Origin of the sequence: Klebsiella sp. 10982 (genome assembly GCF_048589245.1) — a bacterium.
Lineage (GTDB): Bacteria > Pseudomonadota > Gammaproteobacteria > Enterobacterales > Enterobacteriaceae > Klebsiella > Klebsiella quasivariicola.
Genome location: NZ_JBMAXV010000024.1, coordinates 24812 through 42600, shown reverse-complemented (window position 1 = coordinate 42600; position 17789 = coordinate 24812). Strand labels below are relative to the sequence as shown.

General features: G+C 56.3%; 18 protein-coding genes. 10 read left to right on the top strand and 8 right to left on the bottom strand.

The window, feature by feature from the left end:
* Window positions 1-62: 62 nt before the first annotated feature.
* Window positions 63-1688: an ABC transporter substrate-binding protein gene (locus ACKLKD_RS17630; RefSeq protein ID WP_025712919.1), complete on the bottom strand. Its 1626-nt coding sequence runs from the start codon at window positions 1686-1688 to the stop codon at window positions 63-65.
* Window positions 1689-1957: 269 nt separating this feature from the next.
* On the opposite strand from ACKLKD_RS17630, the gene yccA reads away from it, so the two are divergent.
* The gene (gene yccA, locus ACKLKD_RS17625) at window positions 1958-2617 is read left to right on the top strand and encodes an FtsH protease modulator YccA (RefSeq protein WP_025712920.1); all 660 of its coding nucleotides are present in this window, start codon (window positions 1958-1960) and stop codon (window positions 2615-2617) included.
* Window positions 2618-2706: 89 nt separating this feature from the next.
* Window positions 2707-3036: a sulfurtransferase TusE gene (gene tusE, locus ACKLKD_RS17620; protein WP_025712921.1), complete on the top strand. Its 330-nt coding sequence runs from the start codon at window positions 2707-2709 to the stop codon at window positions 3034-3036.
* Here tusE and yccX read toward each other — a convergent pair.
* The 3 genes from yccX to ACKLKD_RS17605 are packed head-to-tail and all read right to left on the bottom strand — an operon-like array spanning window position 3033 to window position 4722.
* A complete protein-coding gene (yccX, locus tag ACKLKD_RS17615; protein WP_025712922.1) occupies window positions 3033-3314 on the bottom strand; it encodes an acylphosphatase in 282 nt (93 codons plus the stop codon). The two genes, tusE and yccX, sit on opposite strands and share 4 nt — an antisense overlap.
* A 47-nt stretch (window positions 3315-3361) precedes the next feature.
* Window positions 3362-4150: an AraC family transcriptional regulator gene (locus tag ACKLKD_RS17610; RefSeq protein ID WP_087805446.1), complete on the bottom strand. Its 789-nt coding sequence runs from the start codon at window positions 4148-4150 to the stop codon at window positions 3362-3364.
* Window positions 4151-4167: 17 nt separating this feature from the next.
* Window positions 4168-4722 (bottom strand): YbhB/YbcL family Raf kinase inhibitor-like protein, encoded by a 555-nt coding sequence (locus ACKLKD_RS17605; protein WP_087805444.1) that lies wholly within the window; start codon window positions 4720-4722, stop codon window positions 4168-4170.
* Window positions 4723-4912: 190 nt separating this feature from the next.
* Between ACKLKD_RS17605 and rlmI the strand changes: the two genes are divergently transcribed.
* Window positions 4913-6115, top strand: a complete 1203-nt coding sequence (rlmI, locus tag ACKLKD_RS17600; RefSeq protein ID WP_087805442.1) for a 23S rRNA (cytosine(1962)-C(5))-methyltransferase RlmI — start codon at window positions 4913-4915, stop codon at window positions 6113-6115.
* A 59-nt stretch (window positions 6116-6174) separates the two neighbouring features.
* The gene (gene hspQ / locus ACKLKD_RS17595) at window positions 6175-6492 is read left to right on the top strand and encodes a heat shock protein HspQ (protein ID WP_002898441.1); all 318 of its coding nucleotides are present in this window, start codon (window positions 6175-6177) and stop codon (window positions 6490-6492) included.
* Between the two features lie 29 nt (window positions 6493-6521).
* On the opposite strand, the gene ACKLKD_RS17590 is transcribed toward hspQ, so the two are convergent.
* A complete protein-coding gene (locus ACKLKD_RS17590; RefSeq protein WP_002898434.1) occupies window positions 6522-6935 on the bottom strand; it encodes a CoA-binding protein in 414 nt (137 codons plus the stop codon).
* Window positions 6936-7088: 153 nt separating this feature from the next.
* Here ACKLKD_RS17590 and mgsA point away from each other — a divergent pair, with 153 nt between their 5' ends.
* The gene (mgsA, locus tag ACKLKD_RS17585) at window positions 7089-7547 is read left to right on the top strand and encodes a methylglyoxal synthase (protein WP_008805898.1); all 459 of its coding nucleotides are present in this window, start codon (window positions 7089-7091) and stop codon (window positions 7545-7547) included.
* 11 nt (window positions 7548-7558) lie between these two features.
* On the opposite strand, the gene helD is transcribed toward mgsA, so the two are convergent.
* Entirely contained in the window at window positions 7559-9613 is a 2055-nt protein-coding gene (gene helD / locus ACKLKD_RS17580; protein WP_025712926.1) for a DNA helicase IV, read from the bottom strand.
* A 124-nt stretch (window positions 9614-9737) separates the two neighbouring features.
* Between helD and ACKLKD_RS17575 the strand changes: the two genes are divergently transcribed.
* Together ACKLKD_RS17575 and yccS are read left to right on the top strand one after the other, a co-directional pair.
* Window positions 9738-10184 (top strand): YccF domain-containing protein, encoded by a 447-nt coding sequence (locus ACKLKD_RS17575; protein WP_002898425.1) that lies wholly within the window; start codon window positions 9738-9740, stop codon window positions 10182-10184.
* A gap of 17 nt (window positions 10185-10201) precedes the next feature.
* Window positions 10202-12337 carry a YccS family putative transporter gene (yccS, locus tag ACKLKD_RS17570; RefSeq protein WP_025712927.1) on the top strand — a complete coding sequence of 712 codons (2136 nt, stop codon included), beginning with the start codon at window positions 10202-10204 and terminating at the stop codon, window positions 12335-12337.
* A 13-nt stretch (window positions 12338-12350) separates the two neighbouring features.
* Here yccS and ACKLKD_RS17565 read toward each other — a convergent pair whose 3' ends face one another.
* Window positions 12351-12947 carry a TfoX/Sxy family DNA transformation protein gene (locus tag ACKLKD_RS17565; RefSeq protein WP_025712928.1) on the bottom strand — a complete coding sequence of 199 codons (597 nt, stop codon included), beginning with the start codon at window positions 12945-12947 and terminating at the stop codon, window positions 12351-12353.
* A 357-nt stretch (window positions 12948-13304) separates the two neighbouring features.
* Here ACKLKD_RS17565 and sulA point away from each other — a divergent pair, with 357 nt between their 5' ends.
* Both sulA and ompA read left to right on the top strand, forming a co-directional pair.
* Window positions 13305-13814, top strand: a complete 510-nt coding sequence (sulA, locus tag ACKLKD_RS17560; protein ID WP_025712929.1) for an SOS-induced cell division inhibitor SulA — start codon at window positions 13305-13307, stop codon at window positions 13812-13814.
* Between the two features lie 352 nt (window positions 13815-14166).
* Window positions 14167-15219, top strand: a complete 1053-nt coding sequence (ompA, locus tag ACKLKD_RS17555; RefSeq protein WP_087805440.1) for a porin OmpA — start codon at window positions 14167-14169, stop codon at window positions 15217-15219.
* A gap of 107 nt (window positions 15220-15326) precedes the next feature.
* On the opposite strand, the gene matP is transcribed toward ompA, so the two are convergent.
* On the bottom strand, window positions 15327-15779 hold the full coding sequence (gene matP, locus ACKLKD_RS17550; protein ID WP_025712931.1) for a macrodomain Ter protein MatP: 453 nt from the start codon (window positions 15777-15779) through the stop codon (window positions 15327-15329).
* A 185-nt stretch (window positions 15780-15964) separates the two neighbouring features.
* Between matP and ACKLKD_RS17545 the strand changes: the two genes are divergently transcribed.
* A complete protein-coding gene (locus tag ACKLKD_RS17545; RefSeq protein WP_080897935.1) occupies window positions 15965-17722 on the top strand; it encodes an AAA family ATPase in 1758 nt (585 codons plus the stop codon).
* Window positions 17723-17789 lie beyond the last annotated feature (67 nt).

Below are 17789 nucleotides of genomic sequence, written 5' to 3'. Positions count from 1 at the left end.
TTATTCGTCTGAATTTCAGGCAGTTCGCGCAGAAAATCAGCGCCCTCACCGCTATCAGAGGACTATTTTTTAATGTACATGTCTTTAGTGTAGTAATACCCCAGCTTATCCGGCGTGAAACCGCCCACCCTGGGTTTCACTAAATGGGTGCGCACATAGTGATAGACCGGAATGGCGGGAACATCCTGCGCCAGCAGATCTTCCGCCTGCTGATAGTATTTGCCCCGGGTCGCCACGTCGGGGGCTTTCGCCGCGTTGCGCAGGGCCGCGTCGTAAGCCGGGTTGCTGTACTGACTGGTATTCTCACTATCCCCGGTACGGAAAGTATTGAGGAAGGTGGCGGCATCGTCGTAGTCGGCGATCCAGGCATAGCGGACGGCGTCAAAGTTATGCGTATGCATGGTATCGAGCATCGTCTTCCACTCCTGGTTTTGCAGCTTCACCTCGACGCCGAGGTTTTTCTTCCACATTGAGCTGGCGGCGATGGCGATACGCTGGTGCGATTCAGAGGTGTTATACAGCAGGGAAAAGACCAGCGGATGGCTTTCATCATACCCCGCCTGCGCCAGTAGTTTTTTCGCCTCGGCAATTCGCTTCTCGCGCGGCCAGCTGGCGTAGTCCGGGTTGTGCAGCGTCACGCCGCCGATATCCGGTTGACTGATCAGCCAGGCCGGGCGCTGCCCCTGGCCAAGCACTTTTCCGGCAATGATATCTTTATCAAGCGCCATATTCAGCGCCCGACGCACGCGGGCGTCGTTAAACGGCGGCCGGGTAGTATTGAATTCGTAGTAATAGGTCGCCAGCTGCGGCGAAACGTCCAGCTGGTCGCCCATGGTTTTCTGCAACTGCGCAAACTGATTGATCGGCACCGTATAAACAATATCAATCTCCCCCGCTTTGTAGCGGTTGACATCGGCGGCCTCCGAAGTGATCGGCAGGTAAGTCACTTTATTAATAACGGTGTGCGCATTATCCCAGTACTTCGCGTTACGTTCAGCCACCAGCCGCTCATTCACCACCCATTGGGTCAGCTTATACGGGCCGCTGGTGACGATATGCTCTGGTCGGGTCCATTTATCGGCAAAACGCTCCACCAGCACTTTGTCGATCGGTACCAGCGAAGGGTGCGCCAGCATCGCCAGGAAGGCGGCATTCGGCTCGGTCAGAGTGACCTGCAGCGTGGTGTCGTTCAGCGCTTTTACCCCCAGCGTCTCGGGTCCCTTTTGCCCCAGGGCAATTTCGCGGGCGTTGGCGATATGCATATTGCCGGGATAGCTCGCATAGGGCGAGGCGGTGGCCGGCGAGACCAGCCGTTGCCAGCTCCAGACGATATCCTGCGCCGTGATGGCCGTGCCGTCGGACCAGGTCAGACCGGGGCGTAAATGGAAGGTCCATAACAGGTTGTCCTTGTTTTCCCAGCTTTCCGCCAGCCGCGGCTCGATCGCCCCCGCAGGCGTCACGCTGACCAGCCCTTCAAAGAGATCGCTAATGATGTTGAATTCAATATCGCTCTCGACTTTGTGCGGATCGAGTGACGCCGGTTCACTGCCGTTATTTCTGACCAGCTCCTGCTTTTCCGCCAGCTGAGTACCCGGCGGCACCTGCGCCGCCAGCGCCCCGCCGATCGTGGCCAGCATACTTACTGCCAGGAGTGTTCGCGTGATGTGATTTTTGTTGTGTAATGTCATTTCCCTTTGCCTTTGACGTACGGGGCTATCCCCCTCTTCCACACTTAGTCGCAGAAACGCAATAAGGCAATATTTTTCAGTGACCTATAAGATTTCGATCGGCTCAGCGACGCGAAAAGCGAAAATATATCGCTTTTCCCTATCTATATAGAATTTTATGCTAGGCAAAAGCGCTAAAAACTAAGTAAAGATGGGTAAAAGGATTAGGGCTTCACGCTTGTTTTTCTTATTCTTTATCCCTAATTACATCTGTCATAAGAGAGTGACTCATGGATCGCATAATTACATCATCGCGTGACCGTTCCTCGCTGCTTAGCACGCACAAGGTTCTGCGTAATACCTACTTCCTGCTCAGCCTGACGCTGGCGTTTTCCGCTATCACCGCCACCGCCAGCACAGTGCTGATGCTCCCTTCGCCGGGTCTCATTTTGACCCTCGTGGGGGTGTACGGTCTGATGTTCCTGACCTACAAAACGGCGAATAAACCCACCGGGATTATTTCCGCCTTCGCCTTCACCGGCTTCCTCGGCTATATCCTTGGACCGATGCTGAACGCGTATCTTTCTGCCGGCATGGGCGATTTGATCGGCCTGGCGCTGGGCGGTACGGCGCTGGTCTTCTTCTGCTGCTCGGCCTACGTGCTGACGACGCGCAAAGACATGTCGTTCCTCGGCGGGATGCTGATGGCGGGCGTGGTGGTCGTCCTGATTGGTATGGTCGCTAACCTGTTCCTGCAGCTGCCGGCGCTCCATCTGGCGATTAGCGCGGTGTTCATTCTGATCTCTTCGGGCGCCATCCTGTTCGAGACCAGCAACATCATCCGCGGTGGTGAAACCAACTACATCCGCGCGACGGTTAGCCTGTATGTCTCGCTGTACAACATCTTTGTCAGCCTGCTGAGCATCCTGGGCTTCGCCAGCCGGGACTAACCGCTCCCCTGCTAATCCGGAGGCCTCGCTTATGCGGGGCCTTTTTTTTTGCTACACTGCGGCCAGTTTCAGGCGGTATGTGAAAAATCATGTTTATTTTTGAAGGCAATGAAATTGAGACGGATAGCGAAGGCTATCTGAAAGATACGACTCAGTGGAACGAGGCGATGGCGGAAGTTATCGCCGCGCAGGAAGGGATAACGCTCGCCGTTGAGCATTGGGAAGTGGTGCGCTTTGTGCGAGAGTTTTACCTTGAATTCAACACCTCGCCAGCGATCCGCATGCTGGTGAAGGCGATGGCCAACAAGTTTGGCGAAGAGAAAGGCAACAGCCGCTATCTCTATCGCCTGTTCCCGAAAGGCCCCGCCAAACAGGCGACCAAAATCGCCGGGCTGCCGAAGCCGGTGAAGTGCATCTAATACAGAATCGCGAATTTGTCCCAGCTGCGGGTGGGTTGATGGGGCTCGGTTAACACCCGGTCAACCCGCGCGCTGCGCGGCCCCCCGGCTTTCAGCCAGGCTATGAGTTTTTCCACCTGCGCCGCCTCGCCGCAGGCAAGCACTTCCACCCCGCCGTCATCCAAATTACGGGCATAGCCGGTCAACCCCAGCTGCAGCGCTTCCCGCTGCGTCGAATAGCGAAACCCTACCCCCTGAACCGAACCGTAAACCCATGCCATGGTGCAGATACTGGCCATTATCTTCTCCTTTTGCTCACCCTTTACGCTGAGAATAGCAAATTCGCTCAGCGTACGTGCTTCGGCAGTAAACCATAGTGCTGACGAAAGCGCGCGGTAAAGCGCGAACCCGACTGATATCCGCTATTCTGCGCAATTTCGCCTATCGACCGCGAAGTGGTCTGCAGCTGCCCCAGGGCGTGGGCCATCCGCACCTCCTCGACGATCTGGCGGAAACTCTGCGATTCCTGCTGCAGCCGACGGCGCAGCGTGGACTCGCCGAGAAAGAGCATTTTCGCCACCCGCGACACGCTCCATGCCTGCGCCGGCGACAGCATGACCAGTTGTCGAACCTGCGCCGACAGATCCTGCTGCCGCTCGACGAGCAGCGGGCCCGCATAGCCCGCCTCGTGCAGGGCCAGCAGCAGGCCCATAGTCTGGTGGAGCTGTAGAGAGGTGGATAATCCCTCCCGCACCGCCTGCAGAACGTTTTGCCACATAAACGCCAGCTCTGTCGTCACCGGGGCGCAGAGCGAGGTCAGACGCCCTGGCGGTGGTTCTCTGAGATAACGAGTCTTAAACGTCGTCAACAGCTCGGGGGTCAGCGACAGCAGATCGGAGCAAAAGAGGCCGTTCTCCGGCTGGTTAATCACCTCCAGCTCCACGTCAGCTGGCAACACAATCAGCTGTTGCGGCGTCGCCAGCACCCGGCTCTCCCCTTGCACAATCACTTTGCTGCCGCGTTTCACCCGACAGAGCGCCGGGGAGAACAGCCGCACGCGATGCAGCCTGCACAGCCGTCGGGTAGTGATCTCTGCCGCGGTTAAGGCGTTATGCTGAAAGTGGATACTCTCCATGCGACCGACCTTTTATTTTAGCGCCCGGCCATCGCCGTCAACTGTGCGCTGGCGAGAGCATGGCTGTGTAACAGATAGCCGACCAGCGCCCCGCTGGCCCCGGCATCCACCGGCAGCGTGGGGACATCCAGCGCCCATACCGTAAAGCGGTAGCGGTGTGGTTTGTCTCCCGCCGGCGGACAGGCGCCGCCGAAACCGGCATAGCCAAAATCATTGCGGCCCTGCACCGCTCCGCCCGGCAGTGTAGCGCTGTTTTTATCTCCCGCGCCAGCGGGCAACGAAAAGACGCTGCTGGCGATATTGACCACCGTCCAGTGCCACCAGCCGCTGCCGGTAGGCGCATCGGGATCCCGGACGGTGACCGCGAAGCTGCGCGTCCCCGCCGGGGCATTTTTCCATGCCAGCTGCGGAGAGACATTGCCTCCGGTACAGCCGAAACCGGCAAACCAGTGCTTCCGGGCCAGCGCCTGCCCGTCATGCATATCATCGCTGCTCACGCTAAACGGCGCAGCCATCGCGCCGCTGCTCACTGCCGCGACCATCGCCACGGCCATGCGGATACCTGTTTTCATCGTCTGCTCCTCGTTGGGGTGAGAAAACAGGGTATGAGAGTCCGCACAAACTGAATGTGCCGAAGCGCCTGCATTTTGTGCCGAAACGCTCACCTGTGCCTGCCGGGCGAAAGATGCTTGCGTGCGCCAGGTGTGCTACTCTACGCGCCATTTTTCGGTGCCGACATTCCCGTTGCTTAAAGGTAGCTCCATGACAGATTCCCTATTCCCCCGCTTAGTGTTAGCCAAAGGACGCGAGAAATCCCTGCTGCGTCGCCATCCGTGGATTTTCTCAGGCGGCGTCGCCCGCATGGAGGGTAAAGCCCGCAGCGGTGAAACCATCGATATTGTTGACCATCAGGGAAAATGGCTGGCCCGCGGCGCTTACTCGCCGTCGTCGCAGATCCGCGCCCGCGTGTGGACCTTCGACCGCAATGAAGCCATCGATAGCACCTTCTTTGAACGCCGCCTGCAGCAAGCGCAAACCTGGCGGGCATGGCTGGCCGAGCGCGATGGTCTCGACAGCTACCGTCTGATCGCCGGCGAGTCCGATGGGCTGCCGGGCGTCACTATCGACCGCTTTGGCAACTTTTTCGTGCTGCAGTTGCTCAGCGCAGGCGCCGAATACCAGCGGGCCGCCATCATCAGCGCCCTGCAGAACCTGTTCCCGGACTGCGCCATTTACGATCGCAGCGATGTCGCCGTGCGTAAAAAAGAGGGACTGGAGCTGGCCCAGGGGCCGGTGGTGGGCGAGCTGCCCCCGGCGCTGCTGCCGATCACCGAGCACGGCATGAAACTATTGGTTGATATCCAGGGCGGGCACAAAACCGGCTACTACCTCGACCAGCGCGACAGTCGCCTGGCGACCCGTCGTTATGTTGCGGATAAGCGGGTGCTGAACTGCTTCTCTTATACTGGCGGCTTTGCGGTGTCAGCGCTGATGGGCGGCTGCCGCCAGGTCACCAGCGTGGATACCTCTCAGGAAGCGCTGGACGTCGCCCGACAGAACGTCGAGCTCAACAGACTGGATCTGTCGAAAGCGGAATTTGTGCGCGACGACGTGTTCAAACTGCTGCGTAAATACCGCGATCAGGGAGAGAAATTCGACGTGATCGTGATGGATCCGCCGAAATTCGTGGAAAACAAAAGCCAGCTGATGGGCGCCTGCCGCGGTTATAAAGATATCAATATGCTGGCGATCCAGCTGCTGAACCCCGGCGGCGTGCTGCTGACTTTCTCCTGCTCCGGCCTGATGACCACCGATTTATTTCAGAAAATCATCGCCGATGCCGCAATTGATGCCGGGCGTGATGTACAATTTATAGAACAGTTCCGTCAGGCTGCCGACCACCCGGTGATCGCAACCTACCCGGAAGGGCTGTATCTGAAGGGGTTTGCCTGTCGCGTCATGTAACTTGAAAAACGAAACATGAGCCTCATATAGGGAGTATTCATGTTTCCCAGGAGGTGCCTATGATAGCCAGCAAATTCGGTATCGGCCAACAGGTCCGCCATACGCTCTTGGGCTACCTGGGTGTCATCGTCGATGTCGATCCTGAGTATTCACTCGCGGAACCGGAAGAGGATGAGATTGCCGCCAATGACGAACTGCGTGCGGCGCCCTGGTACCATGTGGTGATGGAAGATGATGATGGTCAGCCGATCCACACCTATCTGGCAGAAGCGCAGCTGAGCAGCGAAACCCGCGACGAACACCCGGAACAGCCGTCCCTCGACGAACTGGCCAAAACGATTCGTCAGCAGCTGCAGGCTCCGCGCCTTCGCAACTAAAACAAAACCCCGCCAGGCGGGGTTTTTTGTTATTTTGCTAATCCCAGTCGCGGTAGCTCAATGGCCGGGCAACGATCCATCACCACGTTCAATCCGGCTTCTCTGGCCAGCACCGCGGCCTGTTCATTGATCACCCCCAGCTGCAGCCACAGCGTTTTCGCGCCGATGGCTATCGCCTCTTGCGCCACGCCCCACGCCGCTTCTGAATTACGGAAGACATCAACCATGTCGACCTTTTCCGGAACGTCGGCGAGCGTCGCATAGCCCTGTTGCCCGAGCAGCGTCTTGCCCGCCACCTTCGGCGAAACCGGGATCACGTGATACCCCTGATCCAACAAATACTTCATGACCCGATAGCTCGGGCGGTCAGGCTTATCGCTGGCGCCGACCAGCGCAATTGTCCGTGTCGACGTCAGAATGCCGGCAATATCGTTCTCTTTCATGGGTTCCTCCTGCTATTTCATCTAAGTGTATGCTAATCCGCAGCAGGCGGCCATCCAGGCTAACCCACAGATTCGACAAAATTTTCACCCGGATGCTTGCAGCGACAGCCACATTCAGTAATCTGTTTGCAGGTCAAAATGTGGAATGAAATTATGGAACTGACAACTCGTACCCTGTCCGCGCAAAAACATATCGCGCTGGTGGCTCACGATCACTGTAAAGATATGCTGATGAAATGGGTGGCACGCCATCAGGCGCTGCTGGCGCAACACGTTTTGTATGCCACCGGCACCACCGGTAACCTGGTCTCGCGGGCTACCGGACTGGAGGTTAATGCCATGCTGAGCGGCCCAATGGGCGGTGACCAGCAGGTGGGCGCACTCATCTCAGAAGGGAAAATCGACGTGCTGATCTTCTTCTGGGATCCACTGAACGCAGTACCTCACGATCCGGACGTTAAAGCCTTGCTGCGCCTGGCCACCGTCTGGAACATTCCGGTCGCCACTAACGTCTCCACCGCTGACTTCATCATCCAGTCACCGCACTTTAATCAGCCGCTCGATATTCTGATCCCGGATTATCCGCGCTATCTTGCCGAGCGCCTGAAATAACCCAGCCGTGATTAGGGTTTCCTGGCAACCGGCACATTCAGCTCCTGCAGGATCTCGACAAACGGCGAAGGTTGCGCTTTGTTAAATAACAACCACACCCGATGACGCGCGCGGGTTATCGCCACGTACAGTAGTCGACGCTCCTCCGCATCAGGAAAATCTTCCGGCTGCGGCAGGAGCGCCTGCTCCATGATCGACTCGCGCGCCGGCGCAGGAAACGCATCCTCCCCTTCCTGCAGCCCCACAACGATCACATAGTCCGCCTGCTGGCCTTTGCTGGCATGAATGGTCATAAAATCAAGCTGCAGATGCGGCCAGCGCGTCGCCGCTTTGTTGAGCGCCTCAGGCTTCAAATGGTGATAGCGAGCGAGCAGCAGGATCCGCTGCTCGGGCTTAACGTAACCACTCAGTTTATCCAGTAAATCATCCAGCTTATCGTCGGCTAACAAAGTGACGGCCTTTTTATCGCCCGCCGTCAGGCTGTTCAACGGTTTACTTAACTGATGCGGATTCTGCTGGATAAAGCCATTGGCTACTTCGCCGATACGGCCGTTAAAGCGATAGGTGGTATCCAGCGCGCAGCAATCCCCTTCGCCAAAATAGTGATTAAATGCAGTGGTGAGAGACATTTGTGCCCCGCTGAAGCGATAAATCGCCTGCCAGTCGTCCCCGACGGCAAAGAGCGTGGTTTGGGCGTTCTGACGGCGTAACGCGGCCAGTAGCGAGGCTCGCTGCGGCGAGATATCCTGAAATTCATCCACCAGAATATGTTTCCACGGGCTGACGAAGCGACCTTTATCAAGAATATTGACTGCCTGGTGGATCAAGCCCGAGAAGTCGACCGCATTCTCCGCCTTCAGTGCGGCTTTCCACTCTTTCAGCAGGGGCGACAATAATTTCACTCGCTTACTGAACAGATCGCGTACCGCTTCCGGCGCGCCGGCGATCATCTCCGCCTGCGATCCGCCGTGCATACGCATCAGGCTGACCCAGCGGTCGAGCCGACTGGCCATCCGCCGCTGCACCCTTTTGTCCTGCCAGAAGTCCCCTTCCGGCAGCTGCCAGCCCATCTCCTCTTCCAGCCACAGGCGCCAGCCTTTGGCCTGGGCTTTTTTCTCATGACACTGCTGCTGCCAGCATTTCAGGAGCAGAGCCTGACGGGCTGCGCTATCGCTTTCCAGTTTGCTGATGGTGGGCACTTTTTTGCTGCCCTGCTGAATAATATGCAATGCCAGCGAGTGGAAGGTACGCGCGGTGATATCGTCGGATGCCAGACGCTCGCGGATCCGCGCGTCCATCTCCTGCGCCGCCTGGCGGCCGAATGCCAGCAGCAGAATTTGATCTGCCGCCGCTTCTCCCCGCGCCAGCAGCCAGCCTGCCCGCGCCACCAGCACTGAGGTTTTACCGCTGCCCGCCCCCGCCAGCACCAGCAGGGAGCGCTCACCATTCACCACCGCCCGCGCCTGTGAGGCATTGAGCGGGGACGACTCAACGCTATCAAAAAAGCCGCGATACTGTTCGAGCATCGCCTCGGTGAAGGCCTGGTTATGGGCCAGACGCGTTGTTTCAATATCCCCTAACCAGCGCTGACACTCCCGCCACAGGTCGCGGCAGTTATCAAAGGACTCAAGCCGACGGGCAGGCATCGGCAATCCGGTGAGCGCCTGGCGAATATTGTCCTGAACATCTGCCACCTGCTGACGCGTCAACCATTTACCTTCCGCGCGGGTGCGTTCGATCGTCGCCAGTTGCTGCTTTAGCACGCCGGCAGCGATATCACTCATTTCGGCGCTCCATTGCTCCCAGAGTGTATGTAAATGGTGATAGAAACGTTGCGTTTCGCTCCATTCGGTCCCGTGCAAACGCACGACTTTCTCGTCAGGCAACACAAATTCCAGCTCGCCCCATACCAGACCACGCTTACAATGCACTGACAATAACTGATTGAAAGGGATAAGATACTCATGACGATCGCCGGAAACCTTTACCCCGGCGTTCAGTAATTGCACCCGATCATAAGGGTGCTGAGCCATGCGTTTGCCCAATGTTGTCGCTTTAAGTTCCATATAATGTCGATTTTCAATCAGGGTGGATTGTTTTTCAGTTTAACCGCCCGGGACCAGGTGCTCCAGCGCAAAAAAACGTTACAATTGTCAGGTCTAATTATCCACAGGGCAAAACCGAGGGTTTATGCGTACCATTCTGAATATTTTGAATTTTATCCTTGGCGGTTTCGCCACCACCTTAGGCTGGCTGCTCGCCACGCTGGTCAGCATCATTCTTATCGTGACGCTGCCGCTGACCCGTTCCTGCTGGGAAATTACTCGCCTTTCGTTATTTCCCTATGGTAATGAGGCAATTCATGTCGATGAACTGGAGCCAGGCCGCAAAAATGGACTGCTGAACGCCGGCGGCACGGTGCTGAATATTCTGTGGTTCATTTTTTTCGGCTGGTGGCTGTGTCTGATGCATATTTTCAGCGGCATTGCTCAATGCCTGACGATTATTGGCATTCCGGTGGGAATCGCTAACTTTAAAATTGCCGCCATTGCCCTTTGGCCGGTGGGACGCCGGGTCGTCTCTGTGGAAACCGCGCGTGCTGCGCGTGAAGCCAATGCGCGTCGTCGCTTTCAGTAACCGAACGGAACACGGACATGATTAGCCCCCTGCTACGTCGCTACACCTGGAACAGTGCCTGGCTTTATAACGTAAGGATTTTTATCGCGCTTTGCGGCACGACGCTGTTTCCCTGGTGGATCGGTGAAGTCAAACTGACCATCCCTCTGACCCTCGGCGTTGTGGCCGCGGCCCTGACCGATCTTGACGACCGCCTGACCGGTCGCCTGCGAAACCTTGCCATTACCCTGGTCTGCTTTTTTATCGCCTCCGCTTCCGTGGAGCTGCTTTTTCCCTGGCCACCGCTGTTTGCCCTCGGTCTGACGGTCTCTACCATCGGCTTTATTTTGCTCGGCGGCCTTGGCCAGCGCTATGCGACTATCGCCTTCGGCGCGTTACTCATTGCTATCTATACTATGCTCGGCGTCACGCTGTACGATCACTGGTATCTGCAACCGCTGTTTTTGCTGGCGGGCGCCGTGTGGTACAACCTGCTAACCCTCTCCGGGCACCTGATCTTTCCTATTCGCCCATTGCAGGACAACCTGGCGCGCAGCTATGAGCAACTGGCCCGCTATCTGGAGCTCAAATCCCGGCTGTTTGACCCTGACCTGGAGGATGAGAGCCAGGCGCCGTTATACGACCTGGCCCTTGCCAATGGCCAACTGGTGGCGACGCTTAATCAGACCAAGGTATCGCTCTTAACCAGACTGCGAGGCGACCGGGGCCAGCGCGGCACTCGCCGCACACTGCAGTATTACTTTGTGGCTCAGGATATTCATGAACGCGCCAGCTCGTCGCATATTCAGTATCAAACCCTACGCGATCAGTTTCGCTACAGCGACGTGATGTTCCGTTTCCAGCGTATGCTGTCGATGCAGGCACAGGCCTGCCAGAAGCTCTCGCGGGCGATTCTGCTGCGCGAACCTTATCAACATGACGCCCATTTTGAACGCGCGTTTATGCATCTCGATGCGGCACTCGAGCGCGTGCGCGCCAGCGGCGCATCCGACGAGCAGATCAATGCCCTGGGCTTTTTACTCAATAACCTGCGCGCCATCGATGCGCAGCTGGCCACGATTGAATCGGTGCAAACCACCGCCCCTGTTAACAGTAATACCGAGACACTGCTGGCCGATGATCGGCTCGGCGGGTTGAACGATATCTGGCTGCGTCTGCGGCGCAATATGTCGCCAGAATCAGCCCTTTTTCGCCACGCGGTGCGTATGTCACTGGTGCTCTGCGCCGGCTATGCCTTTATTCAGTTTACCGGCCTCCAGCATGGCTACTGGATCCTGCTGACCAGCCTGTTTGTCTGTCAGCCGAACTATAACGCCACCCGCCATCGACTGGCGTTGAGAATTATCGGCACGCTGGTTGGCGTCGCGATCGGCCTGCCCGTCCTGCTGCTGGTTCCCTCTGTTGAAGGGCAATTACTGCTGATCGTCCTGACCGGCGTGCTGTTCTTTGCCTTTCGTAACGTACAGTATGCCCATGCCACCATGTTTATTACCCTGCTGGTACTGCTGTGCTTTAACCTGCTCGGGGAAGGTTTTGAGGTCGCGCTGCCGCGCATCATTGATACCCTTATCGGCTGCGCCATTGCCTGGGCGGCAGTCAGCTTCATCTGGCCGGACTGGAAATTCCGTAACCTGCCACGAGTGCTGGACCGGGCGATGAATGCCAACTGCCGTTATCTGGACGCGATTCTGGAACAGTATCACCAGGGACGCGACAACCGCCTGGCATACCGCGTGGCCCGTCGCGATGCCTACAACCGGGATGCGGAACTGGCCTCCGTCGTCTCTAATTTATCGACGGAACCACGTGCAGACGCCACTCAGCGCGAGACCGCGTTTCGCCTGCTCTGTCTGAATCATACTTTCACCAGCTATATCTCCGCCCTGGGCGCGCATCGGGAAAAATTGTCCACCCCCGATATTCTCGCCCTGCTGGATGATGCGGTTTGCTATGTTGATGACGCCCTGCACCATACCCCCGCCGATGAACATCGGGTACAAAAGTCTTTGACCAGCCTGCAAAGCCGGATTCAGCATCTGGAACCGCGCGCGGACAGTAAAGAGCCGCTGGTATTACAGCAAATCGGCTTGTTGCTCGCGCTGCTGCCTGAAATCTGCCGCCTGCAACAGCGCGTTCATACTCAAACTGAATGAAGACTGTTATCCGCTAGCGATCCTCCGCCCATTCCATCAGCTCCTGACGCCGCGGCGTCGGGAGCGCGGCGACATGGATCCCGCCAATCGCGGCTTCCAGCCCCAGCAGTACACTGTGTGACAAAGAAGCATTATTTTCACGTAGCTTCAGCCAGGCTTGCTGGGCGCCAATATCCCGAAGCGTCCTGACATCCGGAATGCCCGCATGAATCAGCTGCACTTCCATATGAAAGCTGATATTGGGTAAATCCTTCAAACGGCCAGAATCCCGGCGGTGATACTTTTCGCGCTGGGCACTCTGCCATGACAACAGCGACAGGCGAAAGAGCTGTTTCTCATCGCGCCATAAGGCGTCGTCGATCTGATAATATTTCAGCGGCACGATGCGCCCATGTCGGCGCAGCATCAATAAAGGATTATGGTGTTCAACCCGATAGGCGGCGCTCTGCTCGCAGGCCTTCAGATAAATATTTCCCTCTGCCACCATCGCAAACACCGTGTCATCAATGGCCAGACTGTAACCGCCAAAGAGCGGACGGGTATGTAATTGACCCAGCGGTGAAACGCAGGCCTGAAATTGCGGGAGCCGCGGACAAACGAGTTTTCTCATGATCATTCCTTTGTTAATCATGTAATTAAACTTAAGTTGTTAGCGGATCCACTATGGAAAACATAAGGGACTTCCCCGGCAGCAGCAAGGTGATTTTTGTCGACTTTCCTACCAGAATGCGGTTTTGCGAGAAGCTTTCAGAAATTTTCTCGCGTTGCTGCAACCGACCGGGGGGAGAGAAACGATTAGCCCGCGTTAAGGATGCCCGGAGAAAAAGTGTCGAACGCGGTAGCAGAGGAAGGCACATCGCGGCAGGAAATGAGTAAATTTCAGGCAGCAAAATGGCAAATTGCGGTTGATCTTTTCCCCTGACGGATATACTGTACATACATACAGTAACTACAGGCGGGATAGACTATGTTTACTTCAGCTCACGCAAATCGTTCAGCACAGGCTTCTGCTCCAGCTGGCCACTACGCTCATCGTTCCGGCGAACAGACCGCCAGTGGGCTGATCAGTGAAATTGTCTATCGTGAAGATCAACCCATGATGACACAGTTATTACTGCTACCTTTATTACAGCAGCTGGGTCAACAGTCTCGCTGGCAGCTCTGGCTCACACCGCAACAGAAGCTAAGCCGCCAGTGGGTTCAGTCCGCCGGCCTGCCACTGTCTAAAGTCATGCAAATTAGCCAGCTGTCTCCCTGCCATACCGTAGACTCGATGATCCGCGCGCTGCGCACCGGGAATTATAGTGTGGTTATCTGCTGGCTGGCGGAGGAGCTAACCGCCGAGGAGCATGAGCGTCTGGTTAATGCCGCTCAGGAAGGCTGCGCGATGGGGTTCATCATGCGCCCGGTCAGAAATCAGGGCACGCTCGGCAGACAACTCAGCGGGCTAAAAATTCACTCAAATTTGTATCATTGAGTGAAATTAGGATTATTCCTGGAATTTTTTTTACCGTTGGTTAAGGTGCTGCGATTTAGAGGGTCTTTTTCGCTGAATGCCTGCCACACGGGGATTTCTGCCTTTTCCCTGCGTACGAAAATCAACCATATTTGTTAAATATTGTGTATACAACCCTTTTTTTTCATATGCCTGACAGAGTTCACACTTGTAAGTTTCGAACTAAGTTGTAGACTTTACATCGCCAGGGGTGATCGGCTTACGCTGCATGTATCAGCATAGTTAACAACAAGTCACGCCCCCGGTGAAGGATTTAACCGTGAGGTCTTTTGTAACTTCATGGCGAATTTTGGATGATAATGAGGCGCAAAAAATGAAAAAGACAGCTATCGCGATTGCAGTGGCACTGGCTGGCTTCGCTACCGTAGCGCAGGCCGCTCCGAAAGATAACACCTGGTATGCAGGTGGTAAACTGGGTTGGTCCCAGTTCCATGACACTGGCTGGTACAACAGCTCTCTGAACAACAATGGTCCGACCCACGAAAGCCAGCTGGGCGCTGGTGCGTTCGGTGGTTACCAGGTTAACCCGTACCTCGGTTTCGAAATGGGTTACGACTGGCTGGGCCGTATGCCGTACAAAGGCGACCAGGTTAACGGCGCATTCAAAGCTCAGGGCGTTCAGCTGACCGCTAAACTGGGTTACCCGATCACTGACGATCTGGACATCTACACCCGTCTGGGCGGCATGGTATGGCGCGCAGACTCCAGCAACAGCATCGCTGGCGACAACCACGACACTGGCGTTTCCCCGGTATTTGCGGGCGGCGTAGAGTGGGCTGTTACTCGTGACATCGCTACCCGTCTGGAATACCAGTGGGTTAACAACATCGGCGACGCGGGCACCGTTGGCGTTCGTCCGGACAACGGCATGCTGAGCGTGGGTGTTTCCTACCGCTTCGGTCAGGAAGATGCTGCACCGGTTGTAGCTCCGGCTCCGGCTCCGGCTCCGGAAGTGACTACCAAGCACTTCACCCTGAAGTCTGACGTTCTGTTCAACTTCAACAAAGCAACCCTGAAACCGGAAGGTCAGCAGGCTCTGGATCAGCTGTACACCCAGCTGAGCAACATGGATCCGAAAGACGGTTCTGCTGTTGTTCTGGGTTACACCGACCGTATCGGTTCCGAAGCTTACAACCAGCAGCTGTCTGAGAAACGTGCTCAGTCCGTTGTTGACTACCTGGTTGCTAAAGGCATCCCGGCTGGCAAAATCTCCGCTCGCGGCATGGGTAAATCCAACCCGGTTACTGGCAACACCTGTGACAACGTGAAAGCGCGCGCTGCCCTGATCGACTGCCTGGCTCCGGATCGTCGTGTAGAGATCGAAGTTAAAGGCTACAAAGACGTTGTAACTCAGCCGGCGGCTTAAGTTATAACTGATAAAAAAACCCGCTTCGGCGGGTTTTTTTATGGCGTTAACTCGCCTTCACGACTGGGGGAAGTTACGCCTGGGTGGCATCAGACAGACCGTACTGATTACTCTTTGCCTAACAGCACCTGCAGATCGTGCTTCAGACTCGACATTTTGCTGGCATACTTCTCTTTGTGCTCAGCATCCTCAATCAGCTGCACGATGGTTTCAGACAAGGTTTTCCCCCGCCGCTGCGCCAGGCCGGCAAGACGCTGCCAGACGACAAACTCAAGGTCGATAGACTTCTTACGCGTATGCTGATGCTCGGCGTTAAAATGGCGTTTGCGCCGCGCGCGGATAGTCTGCTTCATGCGGTTCATTAACGCCGGATTCATATGCTGCTCAATCCAGGCTTGCACCAGCACAGGTTCATTTTCGAGCGTCAGCAAGTCATCTACCGCAGCTTGCGCAGCGCTGGCCTCAATGTAGCGGGTAATCAGCTCACCTTCCCGGTGCTTCTTTACCAGATATTTCCATTTCCAGCCGCTTTCAAGATTTTCCAGTTGTTGATATTTCATTGCGATCTCAATGTGACCGTGTAACTCATTTCAGGATATCAGTTTTTTCCTGATGTGCTGAACATAAATCATTATTCGCGATGTATATGGCCGGGGAATCACCGAGGTAACCATAATCCTCCGTGTGCTCGGTCGCGGCATCAGGTATAATTGCGCGCTTTACATCTAACTAAAAAACAGCGACTTTGACCATTACGAAACTGACCCGAACCGACCTCGCGCCTGATACGGAACCTTATCAGGCGCTGTTTGCACAAGCTGATCTTTCCCATCCGGCCCCCTCTCTTTCGGGCGATCTGCAGCCGCGTTTATTCTACGCGCTTGAACAGCTGTTGTTCACGCCGGCGGTCTCCTCCTTCATGCTGGTGAAAGCCCCAGAAGAGCCGGAGTATCTGCAATGGCTGGCAGCCGAAACCCGGACGCTGCATGAACCTGCCGCACCGCTCTACGGTGTTCGCTATGAGGTTGATGGCGCTCGCGTCACGCTCTCTCCGGCGCAACGTGCTGAGGATAATTTTGCCAGCATCGCGCCGGTCGTGGCAGCCGATTGGGTAGAGGCGGAACAGCTGTTTGGCTGCGTACGCCAGTTTAATGGCGAAATTAGCCTCCAGCCAGGCCTTGTCCACCAGGCCAACGGCGGTGTGCTGGTACTCTCTCTACGCGCACTGCTGGCCCAACCCCTGCTGTGGGTACGCCTGAAAAATATGGTGACTCGTCAGCGTTTTGACTGGCTTTCCGTCGATGAATCCCGCCCCTTGCCGGTCAGCATTCCCGCCATGCCGCTGAGCCTGAAAGTCATGCTAGTGGGTGAACGTGAATCGCTGGCGGATTTCCAGGAAATGGAGCCAGAGCTCTCTGCACAGGCCATCTACAGCGAATATGAAGATACACTGCAGTTCGCTGACGCCGATACGCTGAAAGGCTGGTGTCAGTGGGTATGGCAAAATGCCCAGCAGCTGGCGCTGCCAGGACCGGCAGCCGATGCCTGGCCGCTGTTGCTCGATGAAGGGACACGCTATACCGGCGATCAGGAGACGTTACCGCTCAGCCCACTATGGATAGCCCGCCAGCTTCGGGAGGCCGCCGCTTTCTGCGAAGGCGAGAAGATCACTGGCGAAGAAATGCAGACGATGCTGGCTCGCCGGGAGTGGCGTGAAGGCTATCTGGCCGAACGTATGCAAGATGAAATCCTGCAGGAACAGATCCTGATTGAGACCGAAGGTGAATGCGTCGGACAGATCAACGCCCTGTCGGTGATTGAATTCCCTGGCCATCCGCGCGCGTTCGGTGAGCCATCGCGCATCAGCTGCGTCGTGCACATTGGTGATGGCGAATTTATCGACGTCGAACGCAAAGCCGAGCTGGGCGGTAACATTCATGCGAAAGGCATGATGATCATGCAGGCTTTCCTGATGTCCGAGCTGGAGCTGGAACAGCAGCTTCCCTTCACTGCTTCGCTGACGTTCGAACAGTCCTACAGCGAAGTGGACGGCGACAGCGCCTCCATGGCCGAACTCTGCGCCTTAATCAGCGCCCTGGCCAATGTGCCAATTAATCAGAGCATTGCAATTACCGGCTCCGTCGACCAGTTTGGTCGCGTGCAACCGGTCGGCGGGCTGAACGAAAAAATTGAAGGCTTCTTCACCATTTGTCAGCAGCGCGGCTTAACCGGCAAACAAGGGGTCATCATCCCTTCCGCCAACGTTCGCCACCTCAGCTTGACCCGCGAGTTACGTCAGGCTGTTGCCGAAGACCAGTTTGCCATCTGGGCCATTGATGATATTACCGAAGCGCTGCCGATGTTGACCCAGCTGATGTGGGACGGAGAAGGACAGACGCTGCGACAAACCATTCAGGAGCGGATAGCGCAGGCGACCCAGCAAGAGACTCGCCATCGTTTTCCGTGGCCGCTACGCTGGTTAGGTGGGACAAGTTCTAACTGATCGGACTTGTTCAGCTTACACGTGTTAGCTATCCTGCGTCCCGAACTTAAAATAAGGCTTACTGAAA